Source organism: Antarcticibacterium arcticum, from assembly GCF_007993795.1.
GTDB lineage: Bacteria > Bacteroidota > Bacteroidia > Flavobacteriales > Flavobacteriaceae > Gillisia > Gillisia arctica.
In genome coordinates this window covers 545,608-566,757 of sequence record NZ_CP042476.1, presented here as the reverse complement: position 1 = coordinate 566,757, position 21,150 = coordinate 545,608, and the positions used below count along the sequence as shown (strand labels likewise).

Below are 21,150 nucleotides of genomic sequence, written 5' to 3'. Positions count from 1 at the left end.
ATTTAAAAATGATCCTATTCTACCGCTTTTGTATAGTCTTTATATGTTTAACCAGCTGTTTTCCCGCTGTTTCCCAAACCAATCCCGAAACAAGTTTTGAGAATGTTCGGGAATTGGCACGGCAGAATGATTTTGACACGGCGATAGCTCAAATGGAAATCCTGGTTGCCGCCTATCCGGAAAATGACGATTTCCGTCTTTACCTGGCCCGATTGAATTTTTGGAACAAGGATTATGAAAAGGCAACTAATGAGCTCACCCCTTTATTTGCTGCTGAAAAATTAAAGCAGGAGCCCGTGGACCTGCAGTTACAAATATTTCTCGCATCCCAGGATTATGAAAAACTGCTTAATCTTTCAAAAACTGCTTTGGAAATTTTTCCGTCGCAGGGAGACCAGTATTTGCTCTATCAGGCACTGGCGATGGAAAGAACCGGCGATAGTGCAGCGGCAATTGAGGTCTTATCGCAGGTATCCCTGAATTCTGAACTATTTAAAAGTGCCTCATACCTACGCACTGAATTGTTAGGAAGGCAGAAAAATCTTATTACAATTGGATATTTAAACACTTCCTTCAGCAATCCGGGGGCCTCCCCCTGGCATCTCGCCCATCTGGAATATGCGAGAAAAGGAATTAAAATTCCCTATTCTTTAAGGGTGAATTACGGGCATACGTTTGGAAATTCGGCAGTACAGGGAGAAGTGGACGCCTATCCCAAAATTTCAAAAAATTCCTACCTATATCTTAATCTTGGATTTTCTGATAATAACAGTGTTTTTCCCGGATTGAGAATGGGAGGGGAATATTATTATAATTTCAAAAAATTAAGCAGCTCTGCAGGTGCGCGGTATTTAAAATTTTCTGCCGCAGAGGTACTTATGTTCACAGGAAGTGTATCGGCAGTATTAGGAGATTACCAGTTGGGGTACAGGCCATTTTTAATTTCAGAAAACAACAATTGGTTTGTATCTCATGCTCTTAAATTCCGAAGATCTTTTGACTCGAGGGAGGCCTATGTGCAATTGGACCTGCAGTATGGCGGGATCCCCTATTATTTTATTGTAACCAATGATCTTTTAAGAATGAATTCCTATCGCGCAGGTATAAACCTGAGATTCAGGATCGCCGACAACTTTTTTGTTCAGCCTATCCTCATGTACGAAAGAGAGGAATTTACCCCTGCAAATTTCAGAAACCGTTTTAATACCCAGTTAAATCTTAGCACCCGATTTTAATGATACTTTTAGTTGAAAACTTAATTGAAAAACAGCTACATACAGAACAGGTGCTTTTGCTGGTAATATTTTTGATTTTTCTCACCGCTTTGCTATTCTTTAGTATGACTTTATTCAAAAAGGTGAGGAGAATAAAAAAGCGGAGACAAAAGAAATTATACCAGGATAATATAGATGAGATCCTATTCTCGTTTCTTTTTTCAAATAAAGAAATTGAAAGCATTCTTAAATCTGAAAGTTTTAATAATCATATCAATAATCCGCTTTATAAGAGGGTGGCTATAAAGTCTATTATTTCCCTTCACAATAATTACAGCGGAAATTACAGCACCCGGCTGGAGCAATTTTATTCGGAATCGGGACTCGCGCAATACTCAATGGAGAAATTAAATTCAGAAAAATGGAAATTTGTAGTAGAAGGTATCAGGGATCTCTCGGGGATGAATTATGTAAAGGCATATCAAAAGATTCAATATTTAAAAGACCATAGAAACAGTCTAGTACAAACCGAAGCTTTGCTTGGAATGATTAAATTGCAAGGCCTTCAGGAATTATTTAAGTTCAGGAAATCTTCTATTTATTTGAATGACTGGATACAAAGCAATATCCTGTATATGGTTAAAAAATTCAACATTCCCGCTCCCCCAGACCTGCACGAATTATTGGACAGTAAGAATGAATCGCTTGCGTTACTAACTATTCGGCTTATAACCCATTATAAATTGGTGGTACATTATGATGCCTTATTTTCCTTTCATCAACATACCACTAATTCGCGGCTCAAACAGGAAATAAATGTAGGATTAAAAAAACTGGAACAAATACATTAATACGGATATGGCGAACTCAATTGATATTTTTATCCAGATATTTAATTATCTCATCATTTTCTTTGCAGTCTTTGTAATGATCTCTTATATAATTCTGGCCATTATCTCCGGCGTTTCATTAAAAGCCTACCTAAAAAAAAACAGGTTTGTAAATTACAATGCGCTGCTCTCCCTGGAAAGTGCACCCCGGGTTTCGCTAATTGCCCCTGCATATAATGAAGGTAAAACCATACAGGAAAATGTACGTTCCCTCCTGGCAATTAATTACAACAATTTTGATGTGATCGTGGTGAATGACGGGAGTAAAGATGATTCTATTCCCGTTCTTATAAAGGCTTTTGAACTAGTAAGTTCCGGAATGCAATACCTGCCTGAGATACCCACCAAAGAAGTAAAGGCTATATATGTTTCTTCAAATCCTGCATTTTCTAAATTAATTGTAGTAGATAAATTTAACGGCGGCAAGGCCGATGCCCTTAATACCGGAATGAACCTTTCTAAAAATCCATATGTGGTATGCATAGATGTGGATTGTATAATGGATAAGGATGTCCTGCTAAAACTTGCAAAACCCTATTTAGAGCAATCAGATAAAAAGGTTATCGCCACCGGTGGAGTGGTAAGAATTGCTAATTCCTGTATAATTAAATCGGGAAAATTGATAGAAGTCAAAGCACCCGATAATTTTCTGGCCCGCATACAGGTTATAGAATACCTGCGGGCATTTATCCTTGGGAGGATGGCGTGGAGTAAACTCGATGGATTACTTATTATAAGCGGTGCATTTGGTATGTTTGACAGGGAAATAGCCATAAAAAGCGGCGGCTACGATACAAATACGGTGGGTGAGGATATGGAACTCATAGTTAGAATGAGAAGGCATATGATAGACCGTAAAGAATCTTATGTAGTACAATATATTCCGGACCCCTTATGCTGGACCGAGGCACCGGAGAGTTATAAAATCCTTGGAAAACAGCGCAGTCGCTGGATGCGTGGTACCATAGAAACCCTTTGGACCCACAGGAAAATGATGTTTAATCCAAAATATAAAACCCTGGGGCTATTAAGTTATCCCTATTGGCTTTTTGCCGAATATTACGCCCCAATTATTGAGGTAACCGGAATTTTAATTACTATCGTTCTTGTGGCATTTGGGATTATAAGCTGGAAATTTTTCCTGCTTTTCCTATTGCTTGTGTATCTTTTTGCAGTGATGTTTTCTATGATGGCTTTGTATACCGAAGAGTCTACTTTCAAAAGATATGAAACCATAGCCGACCTGAAAAAGCTTACACTTGTGGCCCTGTTGGAACCTCTCATTTTTCATCCTTTTACAGTGTATGCTGCGCTCAAGGGAAATTGGGAAAAATTGAGTGGAAATAAAGGTTGGGGTGATATGACCCGTACAGGTTTTGATAAAAAACCTACATAATATTTTTATTTACTAATTACAGGATATAATACTTCCCATACATTCCTTGCCAGTATTTTTTGACCTTCAGCAGTAGGATGTATCCCGTCCTGTTGATTCAATTTTGGGTTACCGCCTACATCTTCCAATAGAAAAGAAATAAGATACAGGTCATTTTCCTGTGCAAGGGAGGGAAACAATTCCCGGAATTCTGTTGCGTACGCCTGACCCATATTTGGAGGGATTTGCATTCCCGCGAGAATTATTTCGGTATCAGGACCTTTTGCCCTCACGGTATCAATGATAGCCTGTAAATTTTTTCGGGTCTCTTCAATAGGAACTCCCCTAAGACCATCATTTGCTCCTATTTCAAGCACAAAAACATCAACTTTTTGTTTGAGAACCCAACCTATACGGTTCTTCCCCGCAGCGCTCGTTTCACCACTAAGCCCCGCATTAACAACTTCATATCCAAGATCCAGGGAATCGATTTTTTGCTGAATTACTGCCGGGAAAGCCTCTTCACTATCCAGCCCCATTCCTGCCGTTAAACTTGTACCAAAGAAAAGGATCACCCCTCTCTGCTCCACTTTGGAATAAAGAGTTTCATTGGTTTGTTGCGGGCGGGGCCCCTCATCCTTTTTGGCCTTTTCCCCACAGGAAACAAATAATAAAAAGCCCAACAAAACATAAAATCCTAACAAGTTTCTCATAGCACCGGGGTTAAATCAAATACATTTCTTTATTTTGAAGAAAGATAATATACAACAAAGATGGCAAAGATATTAAACGTTCATCACCTGGAGAAAACCTATTCCAGCGGATCGAAAAAACTTACGGTCCTTCACGATATAAGTTTTGATATAGAAGAAAGGGAAACCTTCGCCATTGTAGGCCCTTCCGGAAGCGGGAAAACCACCTTGCTTGGTTTGTGTGCTGGCCTCGACAGGCCTGATGGTGGAAAAATTGAGTTGTGTGGCACAAATCTAAGTAGCCTCACTGAAGATGAACGGGCTGTGTTGCGCAATAGAAATATTGGTTTTGTATTTCAGGACTTTCAATTGCTTCCTACACTTACCGCCCTTGAAAATGTAGCAGTTCCATTGGAATTGCAGGGCGCAAAGAATGCGTTACAAATAAGCAGGAAATTACTTGAAAAGGTGGGACTGGGAGACCGGTTTGACCATTATCCCTCTCAGCTATCCGGGGGCGAGCAACAACGCGTTGCTGTGGCAAGGGCCTTTTCCAACCGTCCATCTATACTTTTTGCCGATGAACCCACTGGTAACCTTGATGCTGAAACGGGCGAAAAAGTGATCGAACTCCTTTTTGAGCTTAATAAGGAGCATGGCACCACGCTGGTAATAGTAACCCATGACCTGGAACTGGCACAAAAAACTCAGAAGATCCTTCGGTTAAAGGGGGGCAGGATCCTTGAGAATTCAACTCCCGCAGTATAATGGAAAATAACACTAACAACTTCTCAAAGCCCCGGTTTGGCTGGATCTTAAAAATGGCCTGGCGGGATGGAAAAGCAAGCGGCAGGAAACTATCTCTTTTTATGGCCTCTATTGTTTTGGGAATTGCTGCGGTGGTTTCCATTCAATCCTTTGGCGAAAATTTAAAAAACAATATTTCACTGCAGTCCAAATCCCTGATGGGTGCCGATTTTAAGATAGACAGCAACAAAGAGCCCAACGAAAAGGTGCTTGGAATAATTGATTCTCTGGGGGGTGCAGATGCCAGGGAAATAGGTTTTGTGTCTATGGCAGCTTTTACCGGCACCAATGCCACCAAACTGGTGCAGGTTCGTGGAATTGAACCGGGTTTTCCTTTTTACGGGGAGTTGGAAACAGAACCCGAAAATGCCGGAGACCTTTATCATACCCAAAACGCTGCTTTGGTAGATGCTACTGTAATGCTTCAATTAGGCATTAAACCGGGAGATAGTATAAAAATTGGCAACATAAGCCTTCCTGTCCTGGCTTCATTACATGCTGTGCCGGGAAGCACCTCGATATTTAGTTCGGTGGCGCCACCGGTACTTATTCCTTATAAATTAATAGAACAAACCGGTCTTGTGCAAACCGGAAGCAGGGTTAATTATGAATTTTATTTTGCTGCTCCCGGAATGAATATGGAACAGCTTGATAATGATCTTTCTAATGTACTTGATAACCTGGAAGCAGATCTTGATACTCATACTTCTACCAGTGAAAGACTGGGCCGCAGATATGATAATTTTGGCAAGTTCCTTAATCTTGTAGCTTTTATAGCCCTTTTGCTGGGCTGTGTAGGAATTGCCAGTGCCATTAATATTTATATAAAAGGAAAACTGCGGGCCGTAGCGGTACTCAAATGTATTGGAGCTACCAAACGGCAAACCTTCCTGATTTACCTTATCCAAATTGGGGTTATGGGGTTATTGGGTGGTATTATTGGAACCGTTGCAGGGCTGTTCCTTCAACAGTTATTCCCGCTATTATTAGGAGACCTGTTACCGGTAGATGTTACTATGACCTTTTCCCCGCAGGTAATTGTGATGGGATTACTCCTGGGAATTTTTATGTCGGTGCTTTTTGCGCTTTATCCATTAATGGGAACCTTATATATTTCCCCACTGCAGGCCCTGCGAATCCAGGATGAAACCAAATCAAAATCGGGCAAAGCCGGATTATTGGTATTGTTTGGAATTTTTTGTTTTATTCTCCTGTTTTCATACTGGTTATTAAGGGACTGGAGGTATTCGCTGGCCTTTGTTGCCGGAATAATTATAACTTTCTCCATTTTGGCCGGGGTTGCAAAACTCTTTATGAATGCTATAAGAAAATTTTTTCCTTCATCCTGGGGATTTCCTGCGAGACAAAGCCTTCTCAATCTTTTCAGGCCCCAAAACCAGACCCTTACCCTAATACTTGCAATTGGGGTAGGAACTTTTCTTATAAGTACCTTATATTTTACAAAGGATATTCTGCTGGCTCAGGCGTCTTTGGAATCAAATGTAAGTAGTCCTAATATGATCCTTCTTGATGTTCAAACCGGCCAAAGAGATTCCATCTCAAATACCATAATGCAAAAGGACCTTAGGCTAATAGATGATATTCCCATAGTTACCATGCGGGTACATAGTATCAACGGGCGCTCTGTAAATTCCATCAGGGAAGACACCACGGCAAATGTGAACCGCTGGATCCTGAACCATGAATTTAGGGTTACTTACCGCGATTCCCTTATCGCTTCTGAAGCCTTACAGGACGGGAACTGGATTCCCACAGCCCAGGGAACAGAGGTCATCCCCATTTCCATAAGCGATAATTTTGCTGATGATGCAAAGGTGGGCGTAGGTGATAAACTAAGCTTTAATGTGCAGGGCGTTTTACTTAATACCGTTGTGGGTAGTATTAGAACAGTAGACTGGAGCCGCATGCAACTCAACTTCTCCATAATTTTCCCGGTGGGGGTGCTGGAGGATGCTCCCCAGTTCAGGGTCCTCACTACCAAAATTTCAAACGAAGAGGCCTCAGCATCCCTGCAGCAGGACCTGGTACGGGATTTTCCCAATGTAACTATTATTGACCTTAGGCAGGTGATCACGGTAATAGAGGGCCTGCTTAACAAGATCTCCTGGCTTATTAATTTTATGGCATTTTTCAGTATACTTACCGGCATCATTGTACTGTTGGGTGCGGTACGTACCAGTAAATTTCAGCGTATTAAAGAAAGTGTGTTACTGCGAACCTTAGGTGCGAAGAGCAATCAAATCCTCAAGATCCTTGCCCTGGAATATATGTACCTGGGAGTCCTGGGGGCGCTTTCGGGAATTTTACTGTCACTATTTAGCAGCCAGCTTCTCGCGTGGCAGGTTTTTGATTCCCCGTTTATTCCCTCGTTGTATCCATTCCTTATTTTATTTCCGGCAATTAGTCTTCTGGTAATGTTAATAGGATTGAGTAACAGCATAAGTGTTATCAAAAGCCCACCCCTGGAAGTATTAAGAAAAGAAGGAAAATAATTTTTTTATTGCTGAATATCCACGAATTAAAAAAACATAAGCAACTAGATATCCGGAAAATTAGGAGCTTAAAATCCCCTTCCACGTTTAAAAATTAAACAAAATAGCGTTAAGAGAAAATTTCTTCCGAAGAATTTCTACAGAAATACTCGTTTAAATACACATTTTTCCGATAAAACATTACATTTATTACATTTGGTTAACAAATTTTTAATAAATTTACATCCTGAATTTATTTAATGCCAGCCATTTAGCCGGTAATAAATTTTTCTATATTTTTTAAAACCCCAAACTAACCTAAATCAATCAAACAATGAAAAAACCTACTTTTAAATTAATCACTGCAATCTTATTCCTATCTATTGGTCTGCAATCCTGCTCCAGCGATACTGAAGAGACACTAGATCTTAGTGCTCTTGACCAGGAACTTGCACTTGATAATAATGGCTTTTTAGAAATCGAGTCAACTACCTATGTTTTTAAAAATTCAGGTGAAACCGTTAGATTTAACAATGAGGAAAGAGCTTATGATTTTGTTTTCACCAACGGAATCAACTATAAAGCTTCCGGAGGGATCTCCAAACATGCAGGAGAAGAATTGGTAATTACCAATCCTGAAACTGATGAATTCATTAGGTTTTACCATTTTGAAGAGGTTAAAAAAGGCCTGCTTAAATTTGATGTGGAACTTAGCACAGGAAAAATTTATAAATCTGTAACCTACAAATTCGGGGAGGCATTCACAACTCAGGATCAAAAATGTCATGAATGGCCTTGTGTTTCCATTTCAGCAAACGTTCTTGGGTCTATGATCGAAATGTCCGCTAACACTTTAAGTGCTGATTGTCAAAATGCTGTTGATGCTTGTACAAGAGCCGGTGGAAAATCTTCAGTAACCATACAAAAAGAAGTGTTGTGGTTTGCGAGTGCGCGTACCTGCAATGTGCAGTGTAACTACTAAAATTAAAATTTCATATAAAACTGGCAGGGCTTACGCCCTGCTTTTTTTTTTGGATAAATCAAAAAATGCCGAATTCCTAAGCCTGTTTCATCATTGCGAAAAAAAGGTAGAAGAGATTGAGGAGATGACAAAAAAATTTGACCGTGACTTCCACCGCTTTTAAATTAAATCTATATTTAAAAAGTCATATTACAATTTTAATTTGAGCTATAAAAAGATGTATACCCGGTTTCTGGAGATCTTTCCCACATTGGGAATATTGATCTTTGGAGCGCTTTATGCTTATTCTTCCACTTTATATCCGGGAGGTTCCCAGGCCAATATAAACTCAGAAGGTTTTGACTGGGTGCATAATTACTGGTGTGATCTTATGAATGAGAATGGGATGAATCTGGAGCCCAATCCTGCAAGTCCGGTGGCGGTTTCGGCCATGATGATCCTGTGTATAAGCTTAATGTCCCTATTTATAAGATTCGCCGGTAACTTTGCAAATCATCCGGTTTGGAAAAAGGTAATTATGATTTGTGGTACAATTTCCATGATATGTGCCATCCTGGTATTTACAAGATATCATAGTGTCATGATTGCTGTTTCCAGTTTATTTGGACTCTTTACACTGGTTGGGATCATTTTCGAGGTGTACAATAGCAATTTAAAGGCGTTAAAATTTGGGGGATTATTCTGTATCCTCCTGCTTGCCGTAAATAATTATATCTATTACAGCAGGGAGTGGGTTGAAATATTACCCCTGCTCCAAAAGATAACTTTTGCCCTGGTTCTTCTATGGCTCATAGGAATTAATTACAGCCTGAAATTAAAAAGGAAGAACCCTGAGTCCTCCCTCTCTGAATCCCGAATTTAATTTAACAGTCTTTGTAGTTACCTTTGGTACAACTTTCTCTTAAATTGAGAAGGGTTTGTACTTTAATAAAAATAACTATTGAGCGATCTGGAAAATTATTCTTAAATTTAAAATAGATTAATAATACTATTAATCATTTTTTTAAAATAATAAACTTTAGGCAACTTAAATCCCCACTAATTTACGTTGAAAAACAAAAAGTTTAAACAGTAAGACTTAGGTTTTCTTTTACTATTTTATTTTTATAAGCTCCCCTACTACGGCTTAACGACCCGGCAAAAATTTTCCTGATCTCCTCATCATTTCAGGGGTAATTTTTTACTTGAATAATATCTAATACCAATTATTGTATAAGTTGTATTGGATTCCAATGAATAACAACGTCAATATTTCTCTGTGCTTGATAATTAGGTAATAATATATATTGAAAATAATATGAATAGTTCTACTCCCATTAACTGGAAATCCATCTTTTCACTTTCATCAATGGCCTACACCATTTTAGGAGTATTTTCTGCCCTTATTGCCTTACAGGGTTTTATGATACCCAACCATTTTCTTGATGGTGGAATTACAGGTATTTCAATCCTAATGGAAGAGGTTTTTCACATCCCTTTAGCGCTTGCCTCATTGTTTTTAATCTTCCTTTTTTATACCTGGGGTACAGGAATATTGGCAAGACTTTTAGCGTAAACGCGTTGCTGGCCGTTTTGTTACTGGCATTTTTAATGACATTTATTACTTTTCCCCAGGTGACCAGCGACAAAGTTTTAATAGCCGTTTTTGGCGGATTCTTTATTGGACTGGGAATTGGGCTGGTTATTAGAGGAGGCGGAGTAATAGACGGGTTGGAGATCATAGCTCATTACACTAATAAAAGAATAGGATTTTCAACCAGTGAAATTATAATGAGCTTCAATTCACTGCTCTTCATAGGGGCAGCCTTTGAATTTGGGATCGAAACGGCGATGTATTCAATATTGGTATATTATACTGCCATGAAAACCTCCGACTACGTAGTAGACGGATTTGAGGAATTTACAGCGCTTTCTATTATTTCCAAAGAATATGAGGCGGTTAAATCACTCATTGTGAATGATTTTGGTAAAGCTATAACAGTCTATAAAGGAGAAAGGGGGTATCTTCCCAATTCATTTAATGTGAAACACGACTGTGATATTGTCATGACTATTGTGACAAGAATTGAAATTCACAGGATCAAGGAAGCAATTAACAATATAGATCCCAATGCTTTTTTCTATGTGCAAAGGATCAAGGAAGTTAAAGGCGGTCTTGGAAAACATACAAGCCATGGACATTAATATGAGCATTTTTAACGAAATATATTCCAAAGTGATTGGAGCCCTGGAAAAGGATCTTCCCGAGTGGTTAACCTACCATAATGCTGCCCATACCCAATATGTATTGGAGCAGGCAGAGAAAATTGCGGTGCAGGAAAACATTAGCGGCAGAAATTTACTCCTGGTAAAAATAGCCGCATTATATCATGATGCAGGATTTTTAATTGATCATGAAAACCACGAGGAACTGGGTTGTGATCTGGCCTCCCGCGAACTTTTGGGCACACAATTAACCAGGGCAGAAATCGATACAGTGTGTGGTATGATACAGGCCACAAATATCCCGCAAAAACCAACTAATATTCTTGAAAAAATAGTGGCCGATGCCGACCTGGAATACCTTGGTACAGAAAATTTTAAAAAATTTGGAGATAATCTTTATAGGGAAATGTTACATTTTAACCCCAAACTATCTCCAAAAGAATGGGATAATATACAGATTGATTTCCTGTCGCGTCATTCCTACCACACCAATTTTTGCCGAAAAAACAGGGAACCTATGAAACAGCTCAATCTTAATTCAGTAAAAGAACGGTATCTGGTTTGGCCAAATAAATAAGTTTTAATAACACCTTAAATTTTTAGAAATGGTAGTAATTGTGAAATATAAGATCCTGCCCGGAAAAAACGATGTGGCCATTGCCGCCTTAACCTCCCTCATAGAAATTGTACTTGAGGAACCTTATTTTATAAGCATTAAAATGAATGTAGATCTTAATGATCCTGAAAATATTCTGTTGTACGAGGAGTGGAAAGATGGGAATTATTATAACGGTGAGCATAAGAACACTCCCCACCTAATTGAATTTATGCGTACGTCGAGAGAATTTCTTTCGGGAGCGCCTGAAATTACCCAATGGGAAACCATTAAAACATTTACCGCCTGAAAAAATTAAGAAGGCCAAACCTTACAGAAAACCTGCATTATTGAAAGTGGCATGCATTTCATTGGCTTAATGGGTTTTTAGACGATTATGAATATTATTCGATCATTTTGAGGAATTAATTTTTTAAATTTAAAGTAGAAATCGAACTTAAAGGTCTTCTAATTTATAAATTTAGTTAGTGCCATGATCAGGTCAAACTGGAGAATATAATCCTAGAACTTTTGGTTATTTAAATATGGGCCGAATAAAATATTTTGTTCCTGCCTCCAAAATCCCTCTCCCTACAGGGGGTATTTTTTTATCCTCATTTAAAGTTTTGGTTCAAGCCATAAACCTCCCATACAAATAAGAAATAACCCAAAAAACCATAATGGATTTACAGGTTCCAATGGGCTGTAGCCTTGCCCCTCTACAATCTCCGCATTAAAATATCTTTTGTTTGCCTGTAGTATTTGTACATCATCACGCGTGGTTCCCTGCAAGCCATCCTCCACATAAAAGTGATAGGTTGATATTGTATCCAGGTGCAGGATATTCCATCCACTTTCGCGGGGCCAGGTAGTACCTCTCCATAAATAGGGAATTGAGGTATCCTGTATTAAAGGAATATTGCTCCCTCCGCCGGTTGTTACAAACGGATCTTCAATTTCGGTTCGCAGCTCGAATTCAAAAGGTTCATCTATTTGGCCACTTATTGCTACAGTGTTCCAGGACGCAGTAGAAAATTCCTTCCTGCTTACTTCTTCTATCAGCTTTGACCAAATTTGCCGGTATGCCTGATCATTTCCTTCCAGGAGCAATTCCCAGGTATCTGAATAAACCGCAGTTCCAATTTTCCCCTCTCCCATTTTTTTATAGGCAGCTGCAATGGAATTCCCCGGGGCATGTATTTCCCGGATTCCAAACTCTTTTTTAATTCTGTAGGGATATGCATTTAATTTAATGCTCGGCCATTGAAGGTCATTTATCTCAGTATTCGGGAAATTTATAAAACTCAGAATATTCAATTGCCCGCGGGAACTGAAATAAGTATCATCCGGCTGGATAAAAACTCCTAGTCCCTGTTCCCTCACCATATTTCCAATAACATTTCTTTCACTTCCCGAAAATCCTCTTAAGGAGGAGGCATCTGCAATAAGAAGATCAAACGGTTCAAGGATTTCTTCCGTTAAACGGCCAATCCCAATTCGGTCTGTATTTAAATATTCAAATTTAAACCTGTTTCTGGTGATCTGGCTGCGCACCACCAGCTCATGCCCCGCTTCAGCTAAAAAGTTCTTTAAATAACGGGTCTCAAAGGTTGGAAAAGCGTTTAGGATAAGGATCCTCAATTCCTCTTTTTCGGCTACTTTTACCGGTAAAATGTCTTTTTTTATAATTCTTCCCTCTTCGTCTTTTTCGGTAAGGGAATATATATAATTGCCTTTAGCTTTTAGAGGAACAAGCATTTTGAACGCCTGTTCATTTTCTCCGTTTAATTCTACTGAATCAAGTCCTGTTTCCCCTGGACCTTCCAGTAATAACCGGTAACCGCCTTTAGGATTTTTATAAAGACCTTGCACCACCAGGTCATCTCCAACAGAATTTTCAACCTTATAATTAAGTTTAATTACCCCTTCCGGCAACTCTGTATTGAGGTACAATGCAGGAATCCCATCCATTTGCCATAAGTCAAATTCCTTAAGTCCGTAGCCAAGCACAAATACTTTTTTGGAAGAACTTACCTGGGAAGGAAGCGGGTTGCCGGCTTCGTAATTGAATAATTTTAATCCTCGCTCTGCCTTTTTCAGGCTATCCAGTTGCGCTTTAGCATATCCCGGGGTAAGCAATGCTATATTTCCCCCTTTTTTAGGGATGTGGATGGCCGGTTTAAGAACAACAAGAACCAGCGAAATAACTGCAATAAATACCAGTGTACTTTTAATAATGAACCGATGTTTCCCGGCCAGGGTCCACTCTTTCCACAGAAAGACTACCAATAGAAGTATCGCCGCGCCAAGAATGGGCAGGAACCAGGATTCATTCAAAAACACCACGTTATTGATCATTCTTTTCCAGTTCCTTTAAAAATAATTTATTGATCTCCTCTCTGTATTTGTTTCCTTTCCCGGGAGTGGCCTCCGGCTTGGAAATCCCATCAAGAAGGCCTCGTTGCACTCTTTGAAGAAGTTCCACCGGAATTTCCCTTTCTTCGGAAAGCCATTTCAATTCCTGTAAGGTTTGCAGATATTTCCCGGGAGATTCAATGGCTTTTTCGGCCAACTCATTTCCTGCCAGTTCAAAGACTTTTTTATCTTCCGCAGAAATTGGAATTTCTTTTGTAATCAATTCTTCCAGTTTGTGAATTGCCTTACGCATATAGGGATCAGATTCCGGTTTTTTAAGGTCGGCTGTTTTAAGATAATTTGAGACCTCCTCAATTTTTCCGGTAAGCCGCACTTCCTCTTTTATGGGCGGGGGATCATACCCAATACGATGCACATAAATACGTGCGCTGTTCTTTATCTCCTGTATAAGCGCAAGGGCCTTGTACTGGAAAGGCAGGGATTTTTCAGGTTCATATAAACGCAAGTGCAGCTCTGCATCCCACATAATATCCAAAGCCTGCCGTAACTTACTTCTCAGGTTATCTGTAAAAAGCGTGGCCGACTCAGGATCGCCGTGGTCATGCAGGAATTTATCAAGAGGGTTTTCATTTTCCTCCTCCTCGTCACCGTGATCCTGGTGGGTTGGTTCAACCAGATTATGCTTATTATCGCCATCATGATCATGTGTAAATGCGGCCAGAGGATCATCCTCTTCTTCTCCTGAAATTTCATTGTTTTCAGCAGTTGCGATACCGCCTTCAGATTCGTCACCCATGAACTGCCCATATCTCAATCTAAGGGCTTTTTGGTCAAAACCAAGATCATTGCTGGTAGAATTGAACTCCTTTTTCGGAATCTTATTTCTGTTAGAGATCAATTTTTCGGTATCAATGATCAACTGGCGCTGGCTTCTGAAATAATCCGGCATCAGGTCAACTCCCAGAGTGCCTTCTACTCCCGCACCATAAGAGACGGTGTCCTTAATTACGGCAAAATAGGTCTCACTGCGGGTACGGTTGGCCAGCGGCTGTTTTAAATCTATTGCTTCCACATAGAAATAGAGTTCATCCCCTACCCCCATTTTCATCTGGTCCAGGTCTATTCTTTTCCTCAGCTCCAGTTTTTTACTTCCACCCTTAACCTGAGAATCAAAACTGAGTTTCTCTTCCCTGAATTTTACCGATTCCCCTGTACCCTTACTGACGGTAGCGATAATATGTGCGTTGCCAACCCCAAAATCATCAGAAATAATTGCGGTAAGATCGATCACTTTTTTATCATCATATTCAAAAGAAGTAAATTGGGGCAGGCCGGGTATTTCAACAACGGGCGCTTTATCGCGTATCACCTGAATAGAATAAAGATCTGTTACATAAGCGGCGCCCGAAGTATCAAAAAACCTGAAATTATAGAAACCTGAAGCATTTACCGTGGAAGACCCGGAATACGCACCTTTGCTAAAATTCATTTTATAAGTATTCCCCATACTTTCCATTTGTGCAATGTCTATTTTTGAATCAAAGCTGATCTCCCAGGACACCCGGGTGCCTTCCACCGCCTCGATGTTCATTTTGGAAGTAGTAACAGAGCGCAACCCGGTATAGGCGGGATATCGCAGACTAACCTTTTGACTTTCCAGTAAAGGAGGCTGAGTAGTTGCGGCTACAGAATCTGCCGGACGTAAAACAATGCGCTCTTCCTGTTCTGAAACAGATTGTTTAAATTCAAAGTCTTGCACCCACCCTAAGCGAAAGCCCAAAAATCCAATTAAAACCAGAAAACCAGTAATTACACCCGCTCTCATTAAATTATTTTCAGGTTTAATTTTCCCTAAATCTTTTTCCAGTGCATTTATAACGTTTTTCTGTTGTAGCTGAGCCAGTGGACTAAGATCTTCCCGGGGTTGCAGAAGTAGCTGGCTGCTGTATTCCATCGCGGGCAGTTCCCGGTCAATATAACTGTGAACATTTTTCAACCTGATTTCCCAGGGCCTTATAAACAGGAGGGTTAAAGTTGCAACAAGTATAAAGGCAGCAAGCCCCCAAAGATAAGATTGGGTAAGAAACACCACAAAAATACCCGCTCCAAAACCATATAAAAAGATCTCCAGCCATAACAGCAACTGCCATCGCTTTTGAAATTTTCGTAATATGTTTTTTCCCCTTCTCATTGTTTTCTAAGATAAGCCAGGCCTCTTTCTGCAAGAAGTAGCAACAGCAGCAGGATCCATAAATATTTTGAAAGATCTGTACTTACTGCAAATTGTTTTTCCAGAATATCTTCAGAATAAACCGTTTGAAATTCACCCAGGTCAATTTGCCTTTTATCATACTGCGGAAGCATTTCTTCCAGATGTGAATTATTCTGAAGCAGCCCCAGCAAAGTTTCCGGCAATTGCGCTGCCATAATATCTTCTGAAGTGAGCGGGTGGGTGAGGTAATATTGATCTGCTACAGAGGTTTTTTCAACCAGGAAATTGGCAAGACTATCGGGCCTGTAGATAAGTTTTGGAACCGCGGTTTTTATAACCGGTTTATTACTTAACCACACCAAAAAATCCAGATTGTCATTGCTCTCCGGAATATCATCAACAGTAAATACTTTTACCTCAACCGGAATTTGCAGATAGCTTCCAATTGCCCTATAACCGGCTTTTAAAATTCTTACTTCATTATCCAGACTATCATTATGTACCATCAGAATTTTTAAGGAATCGGTAGGTATAAGCGGTAATCTTCTCAATTTGCCTTCAGCAGAAACAGAGATACTATCTCCGGAGCTATTAATTGTAATAGCTTGGCTGTTCAAAGAAGTGCGCTCTTCTTCAAATTTCAGGTTTAGATATTCATTAACTGCATAAGTAAGAATAACTTCAGCTCCATTTTTGTGGGCATTTAGTATTTTTTTCTCATTATCGCCGGGATCCAGAACGATCCAGTTTATTTTTTTGCCTGTTTCCGGCCTTTTCCCTTTCACTCCGGCAACATAGGCCCTGGTAAAAACAACAATAGAATCTGTTCTCAACGTATTCATTTCCGCGGAAAGTTGCCAGTAATTGGGAGTTGGGAAAGGCCCTTTAAAATCTGCTTTTTCATATTCCGGAAAACCCGGCTGTAATAGTTTTATATTATCCTCCTCAATGGAATCCAGGATATTCATTACCTCCTTCTCATATAAAAGTGAGGGTTCTACCAGGTAGGTGATAGGTGAATTTTCTGTTTTAACAGTTTGCCGTGGTTCTGCTATTATTATGACCAACAGACATATTATCAGGATTCGAAGAAATAAGAGTAACAGTTCATTCAATTTAATACTGCTGGACCGTCTTGAGTCTTTCTCCTGAAGGAATTCTATACTGCCTATTTTAATGGTCCTTCCTCCCTTTCGGCTCCATAAATGGATCGCAATAGGAACAACAATTCCGAGTAATGCCCAGAGATATGAAGGGTTTAGAAAGATCATTTTACAGTAAGTTCATCCGTTTTTTTAAAAATACCTGCAAGGCTTCCCCAATATGATTTTCCAGGCTAAAGATCTCATAACTTATTCCATTGGCAAGCAGGTTTTCCCTGGTGGTTTTTATTTTTTGATCCAATGCCTCCAAATACCTGCTTTTTGCCTCCTTCGCATCCACTTTGAGTCTTGCGCCTGTTTCCAGGTCCTCAAAAGTTACTGTTCCCTTATAGTCAAATTCCATTTCACTTTTCCCCATAACATGCATAACCACCACTTCGTTTCGCGGAGTTTTTAGTCTCATGATAAGATTGGTGAGTTCAGATGCATTTTCATACATATCGGTTATAAAGAAAATTAGTTCTTTATGGCTGCGGTCATGAAGTTTTTGAGTCGCTTTAGGATCTGCCGGCCATTTACCCTCGTTTTTGATATTGATCAATTCCAGTAACAGCCTGTTAAAATGTTGTTTCTGTACTTGGGGATAAAGCGCATGGAGATTACGGTCATTCAAGGCGAAAAGGCCCACAGCATCTCCCTGCTGTCCCGCAAGATACGCCAGGGAAGCTACCAACACCCGCACATAATCCATTTTTGTAAGGCTGTTCTCCTCATGAAGCATGGACCTGCTGGAATCTAAAATAAACTTCACCGAAATATTAGTTTCAACTTCAGATTGTTTAATGTAATACCGCCCGGACCGGGCCAGCATTTTCCAATCCAGCAATCGCATATCATCTCCGGGTTCGTACCCGCGGTACTGGCTGAATTCCATTCCCGGCCCTACCCGCCTGCTGTGATTGAGCCCACTAAGATATCCGTCTACTATGATCCGGGAAATAAGCGCGAGTCCGCTTACCGAGCCAATAACATCGGGTTTTAAAAGCTCATGGTAGTCCTGCTTCACTTAGTTCCTTTCCTTTGTAGCAATTGGGGTTAGTTCCAGAAGTTTTCGCGTAACATCATCTGAGGTGATGCCTTCCGCTTCTGCTTTAAAATTTACAATGACCCTGTGTCGAAGGACGGGATAGGCCACGTGTTTTAGATCTTCAGGAGTTACAGCCAGCCTTCCATACTGCAGCGCCCTGGCTTTTGCAGTTAAGATCATTGCCTGGCCCGCGCGCGGGCCTGCACCCCAGTTTACCCATTCTTTTACGTATTCGCTCGCAGTGGTTTCAGGCCGGGTGGCACGAACTATTCTGCTTACATAGGATACCAGTTCATCGCTAATGGGTACCTCTCTCACCAGCTGTTGCAACCTTAGGATCTCCTCTCCATTGATAACAGGCTTTATTTCCTGTTTTTTACTGCCGGTGGTATGCTTCAGGATGTTGGTCTCTTCAGTTTCATTGGGATAACCAATTTTAATATAGAAAAGAAACCTGTCCTGTTGGGCTTCCGGAAGCGGGAAGGTTCCAGATTGTTCAATAGGATTCTGGGTGGCCAGAATAAAGAAGGGCCTGTCCAGTTTATAAGTGGTACCTGAATAGGTAACCTCAAATTCCTGCATTGCTTCCAGGAGAGCCGCCTGGGTTTTTGGTGGGGTACGGTTGATCTCATCGGCCAGGATGATATTTGCGAAAATAGGCCCTTTATTGAATTCAAAGAACTTTTTGCCGGTGGTATGGTCTTCTTCCAGGATTTCCGTTCCAATAATATCTGATGGCATAAGGTCCGGTGTAAACTGGATCCTTTTAAACTTCAGTTCAATTGCCTGCGCAAGGCTTCGTATCATTAAAGTTTTGGCCAACCCCGGAACTCCCTCCAAGAGGGCATGCCCCCCGGCAAGGAAGGTGGTAAGCAACTGTTCAACAGTTTCCTCCTGGCCAATGATCACCTTGCCAATTTCCAGCTTAAGATCATTCAGCTTGCCTGTAAGGGTTTTCACCTCAACATCCAGATCCTGCAATTCTTTATTCATATGTTTCCTTTTTATGATGTAAGTGCATACATCACTATGTTCACCCCAAAGCGGGTGTTATCTATTTTATAAAATCGTTTGTTCCTGAAATCATAATCCCACTCACATCCATAGTCCTTATTGCTGTAAAGTACCCCTATCCTGCCATTGACCTCAATTGACTTTAAATAATCGTGAACTAGATCATCTCCCCAGCCGTTTAGTTCCTGGGAGGTAGTAGGAGGACCGTTCTCAAATTCAAAAAAAACATTGTAAAGCTCATGATTATTGGGGATCTTTTTTAATTGGCCAACACCAAATATTTCCTCCATCTGGCGTTCAAAAGATTTGGCGAATAGGCCATCAATATCGTGGTTGCAGTCATCGGCAAAAACAAAACCTCCATTGGTTATGTACTTTTTAAAGTTTGCTTTTTCCGCAGCGGTAAATTCTACCAGTTTATGGCCGGAGATATAACAGAACGGGCATTTAAAGATCTCCTCACTGCTTAACGGAATGATATTCTCGGTTTTCTCTACATCCAGCGTGGTATATTCCACAAGGGAATTAAGGAGGTTGGAGGGCATTCTTTGATCCACATCCCAGTCCCCTGATTCATATTGAAGCCTAGTGAAAAAGAATTTGCTCATTTAATAGTAGTGAGTAGTGAGTGGTTTCTGGTTTTATAGTTCTTGGTTGGTTGGATATTGATTTAAGTTTTTACAATCGTACAGATGAATTATAACCCCGCCGGTGCAAAAATTAAAAAACTGGTTGCAGGAATTAATACCACAACCAGTTTAGATTATTTTATATCAATTATACAGCGTCAGATAAACTGGTAAAAGTGAAATCACGTATTTTCATATAAGGGATAAGATTTCCATCTATTCTTACCTGCTGGCCAAGGGCTTCCAGATTGTTAAGCATGATAATAGGACTTTCATTAAATCTGAAATTCTTTACCGGATATCTTATTTCACCGTTTTCAATATAGAAAGTTCCATCTCTGGTAAGGCCTGTGTATAAGAGTGTTTGAGGATCTACCCCTCGAATATACCACAACCGGGTTACCAGGATACCTTTTTTGGTTCCTTTAATAAGATCTTGCAGGGAAGCACTTCCGCCTTCCATAATAAGATTTGGAGGAAAAGGCACCGCCTCTACCCCTTTTTGCCCGGCCCAGTAACGGCTGTAAGCAAGGTTTTTTACTACTCCTTTCTCGATCCAGGATGTTTTCTTTAAAGGCATCCCCTCCCCATTCCATGTTGAAGTGGGAACTTCCGGATGCAAAGGATCACTCCATATATTCACACGTTCGTCAACGATCTTTTGGCCCAATTTTGTACCGCCGTCTTTAGACATAAAACTTCGGCCTTCATCTGCAGTACGGGCGTTGAAAGAACTCCTCATGTTACGCAACAGGTCTACTGAAGCTGCAGGTTCCAGGATCACGGTATATTTCCCGGGTTCAATCGCTCTAGCTTCGCGGGACATCACAGCTTTATCTATAGCAATCTTGGAGGCTGCAGCTGCGTCGAATTTTGAAATATCGTTATAATCTCTTGTGACCCAACCGGACCCCGTACCATCATTGGTACGCATAGTCACGGTAAAATCTACATTTGTTTCTTTGTTGTAAGCAAAAAGTCCGCTGGAGTTAAGAATAGCTCTGAAGCCGGCTGAATCATTTAAAAATCCTGCTGCAGTAACATCCTTTGCATCTGCAGGGTTAATACTACTTGCCGCTACCTGTGCACGGTATTCGGGGGTGATATTGGCTGTAGCTTCAATAAAACTTGCAGACTCATCATAGGTTTGAGGCCCCAGGGGCTCCATAAATTCAGGATTTTCAGGAGAGAGTTTTGCCAGTTCTTCAGCTCTTTCCACTACTTTTTGAAGGGAAGCATCATCAAATTCATCAATTGTGGCTGAACCCGATTTTTTTCCGAAGCTGGAAGTAACAGCTAAATTTTGATTAGACCGGTATCCGGAAGTGGAAACTGTGTTCCGTGCGTAGCGAATGTTCCCGCTTTCGCTACCCCCCAGGGAGATCTCGCAGGCATCGGCTGTGGAAAAGCTCAGGGCTTTTTCCATGATCCTTCTTGCTTCTTCTTTTGTATATATTGCCATTGTAATTTTAAGATT

General features: G+C 40.4%; 18 protein-coding genes and 1 pseudogene. 11 read left to right on the top strand and 8 right to left on the bottom strand.

What is annotated here, in order from left to right; genetic code table 11:
- The first annotated feature begins 8 nt into the window (after positions 1-8).
- Genes FK178_RS02415 through FK178_RS02405 form a run of 3 tightly spaced genes read left to right on the top strand, consistent with a single transcriptional unit; the run spans position 9 to position 3,500 of the window.
- Positions 9-1,235: a YaiO family outer membrane beta-barrel protein gene (locus FK178_RS02415; RefSeq protein ID WP_146830639.1), complete on the top strand. Its 1,227-nt coding sequence runs from the start codon at positions 9-11 to the stop codon at positions 1,233-1,235.
- A complete protein-coding gene (locus FK178_RS02410; protein ID WP_146830637.1) occupies positions 1,235-2,065 on the top strand; it encodes a hypothetical protein in 831 nt (276 codons plus the stop codon). Before FK178_RS02415 ends, FK178_RS02410 begins: the two co-directional genes overlap by 1 nt.
- Positions 2,066-2,072: 7 nt before the next feature.
- Positions 2,073-3,500 (top strand): glycosyltransferase family 2 protein, encoded by a 1,428-nt coding sequence (locus tag FK178_RS02405; RefSeq protein WP_240793886.1) that lies wholly within the window; start codon positions 2,073-2,075, stop codon positions 3,498-3,500.
- Positions 3,501-3,505: 5 nt separating this feature from the next.
- Here FK178_RS02405 and FK178_RS02400 read toward each other — a convergent pair whose 3' ends face one another.
- Positions 3,506-4,192 (bottom strand): arylesterase, encoded by a 687-nt coding sequence (locus tag FK178_RS02400; protein WP_146830635.1) that lies wholly within the window; start codon positions 4,190-4,192, stop codon positions 3,506-3,508.
- A 60-nt stretch (positions 4,193-4,252) separates the two neighbouring features.
- Between FK178_RS02400 and FK178_RS02395 the strand changes: the two genes are divergently transcribed.
- The 8 genes and pseudogenes from FK178_RS02395 (at position 4,253) to FK178_RS02365 (ending at position 11,562) form a co-directional block, all read left to right on the top strand.
- Positions 4,253-4,939: an ABC transporter ATP-binding protein gene (locus FK178_RS02395; RefSeq protein WP_146830633.1), complete on the top strand. Its 687-nt coding sequence runs from the start codon at positions 4,253-4,255 to the stop codon at positions 4,937-4,939.
- Positions 4,939-7,491 carry an ABC transporter permease gene (locus tag FK178_RS02390; protein ID WP_240793885.1) on the top strand — a complete coding sequence of 851 codons (2,553 nt, stop codon included), beginning with the start codon at positions 4,939-4,941 and terminating at the stop codon, positions 7,489-7,491. The genes FK178_RS02395 and FK178_RS02390 overlap by 1 nt, the downstream gene beginning before the upstream one ends.
- Before the next feature lie 313 nt (positions 7,492-7,804).
- Positions 7,805-8,452 carry a hypothetical protein gene (locus tag FK178_RS02385; protein ID WP_146830631.1) on the top strand — a complete coding sequence of 216 codons (648 nt, stop codon included), beginning with the start codon at positions 7,805-7,807 and terminating at the stop codon, positions 8,450-8,452.
- Between the two features lie 217 nt (positions 8,453-8,669).
- A complete protein-coding gene (locus FK178_RS02380; protein WP_168194544.1) occupies positions 8,670-9,314 on the top strand; it encodes a hypothetical protein in 645 nt (214 codons plus the stop codon).
- 435 nt (positions 9,315-9,749) lie between these two features.
- Positions 9,750-10,345, top strand: a pseudogene (locus FK178_RS15900) (YitT family protein); the annotation flags it as partial.
- Positions 10,346-10,405: 60 nt separating this feature from the next.
- Positions 10,406-10,636, top strand: coding sequence for a DUF2179 domain-containing protein (locus tag FK178_RS15895; RefSeq protein WP_394345088.1), 231 nt, complete (start codon positions 10,406-10,408; stop codon positions 10,634-10,636).
- The gene (locus FK178_RS02370) at positions 10,608-11,234 is read left to right on the top strand and encodes an HD domain-containing protein (RefSeq protein WP_240793883.1); all 627 of its coding nucleotides are present in this window, start codon (positions 10,608-10,610) and stop codon (positions 11,232-11,234) included. The genes FK178_RS15895 and FK178_RS02370 overlap by 29 nt, the downstream gene beginning before the upstream one ends.
- Before the next feature lie 28 nt (positions 11,235-11,262).
- Positions 11,263-11,562, top strand: a complete 300-nt coding sequence (locus FK178_RS02365) for a putative quinol monooxygenase (protein WP_146830627.1) — start codon at positions 11,263-11,265, stop codon at positions 11,560-11,562.
- Positions 11,563-11,870: 308 nt separating this feature from the next.
- On the opposite strand, the gene FK178_RS02360 is transcribed toward FK178_RS02365, so the two are convergent.
- From FK178_RS02360 to FK178_RS02330, 7 genes are all read right to left on the bottom strand, one after another.
- Positions 11,871-13,610, bottom strand: a complete 1,740-nt coding sequence (locus FK178_RS02360; RefSeq protein WP_146830625.1) for a hypothetical protein — start codon at positions 13,608-13,610, stop codon at positions 11,871-11,873.
- Entirely contained in the window at positions 13,600-15,819 is a 2,220-nt protein-coding gene (locus FK178_RS02355; RefSeq protein WP_146830623.1) for a glycosyltransferase family protein, read from the bottom strand. The genes FK178_RS02360 and FK178_RS02355 overlap by 11 nt, the downstream gene beginning before the upstream one ends.
- Positions 15,816-17,111 (bottom strand): BatA domain-containing protein, encoded by a 1,296-nt coding sequence (locus tag FK178_RS02350; protein ID WP_146830621.1) that lies wholly within the window; start codon positions 17,109-17,111, stop codon positions 15,816-15,818. The genes FK178_RS02355 and FK178_RS02350 overlap by 4 nt, the downstream gene beginning before the upstream one ends.
- Position 17,112: 1 nt before the next feature.
- Positions 17,113-18,009, bottom strand: a complete 897-nt coding sequence (locus FK178_RS02345; protein ID WP_146830619.1) for a DUF58 domain-containing protein — start codon at positions 18,007-18,009, stop codon at positions 17,113-17,115.
- Complete coding sequence (locus FK178_RS02340; RefSeq protein WP_146830617.1) at positions 18,010-19,023, bottom strand: AAA family ATPase; 1,014 nt, start codon at positions 19,021-19,023, stop codon at positions 18,010-18,012. It lies immediately after the preceding gene.
- Positions 19,024-19,034: 11 nt separating this feature from the next.
- Positions 19,035-19,652, bottom strand: a complete 618-nt coding sequence (locus FK178_RS02335; RefSeq protein ID WP_146830615.1) for a DUF4159 domain-containing protein — start codon at positions 19,650-19,652, stop codon at positions 19,035-19,037.
- Positions 19,653-19,821: 169 nt separating this feature from the next.
- Positions 19,822-21,135 carry a TldD/PmbA family protein gene (locus FK178_RS02330; RefSeq protein WP_146830613.1) on the bottom strand — a complete coding sequence of 438 codons (1,314 nt, stop codon included), beginning with the start codon at positions 21,133-21,135 and terminating at the stop codon, positions 19,822-19,824.
- Between the last annotated feature and the right edge of the window lie 15 nt (positions 21,136-21,150).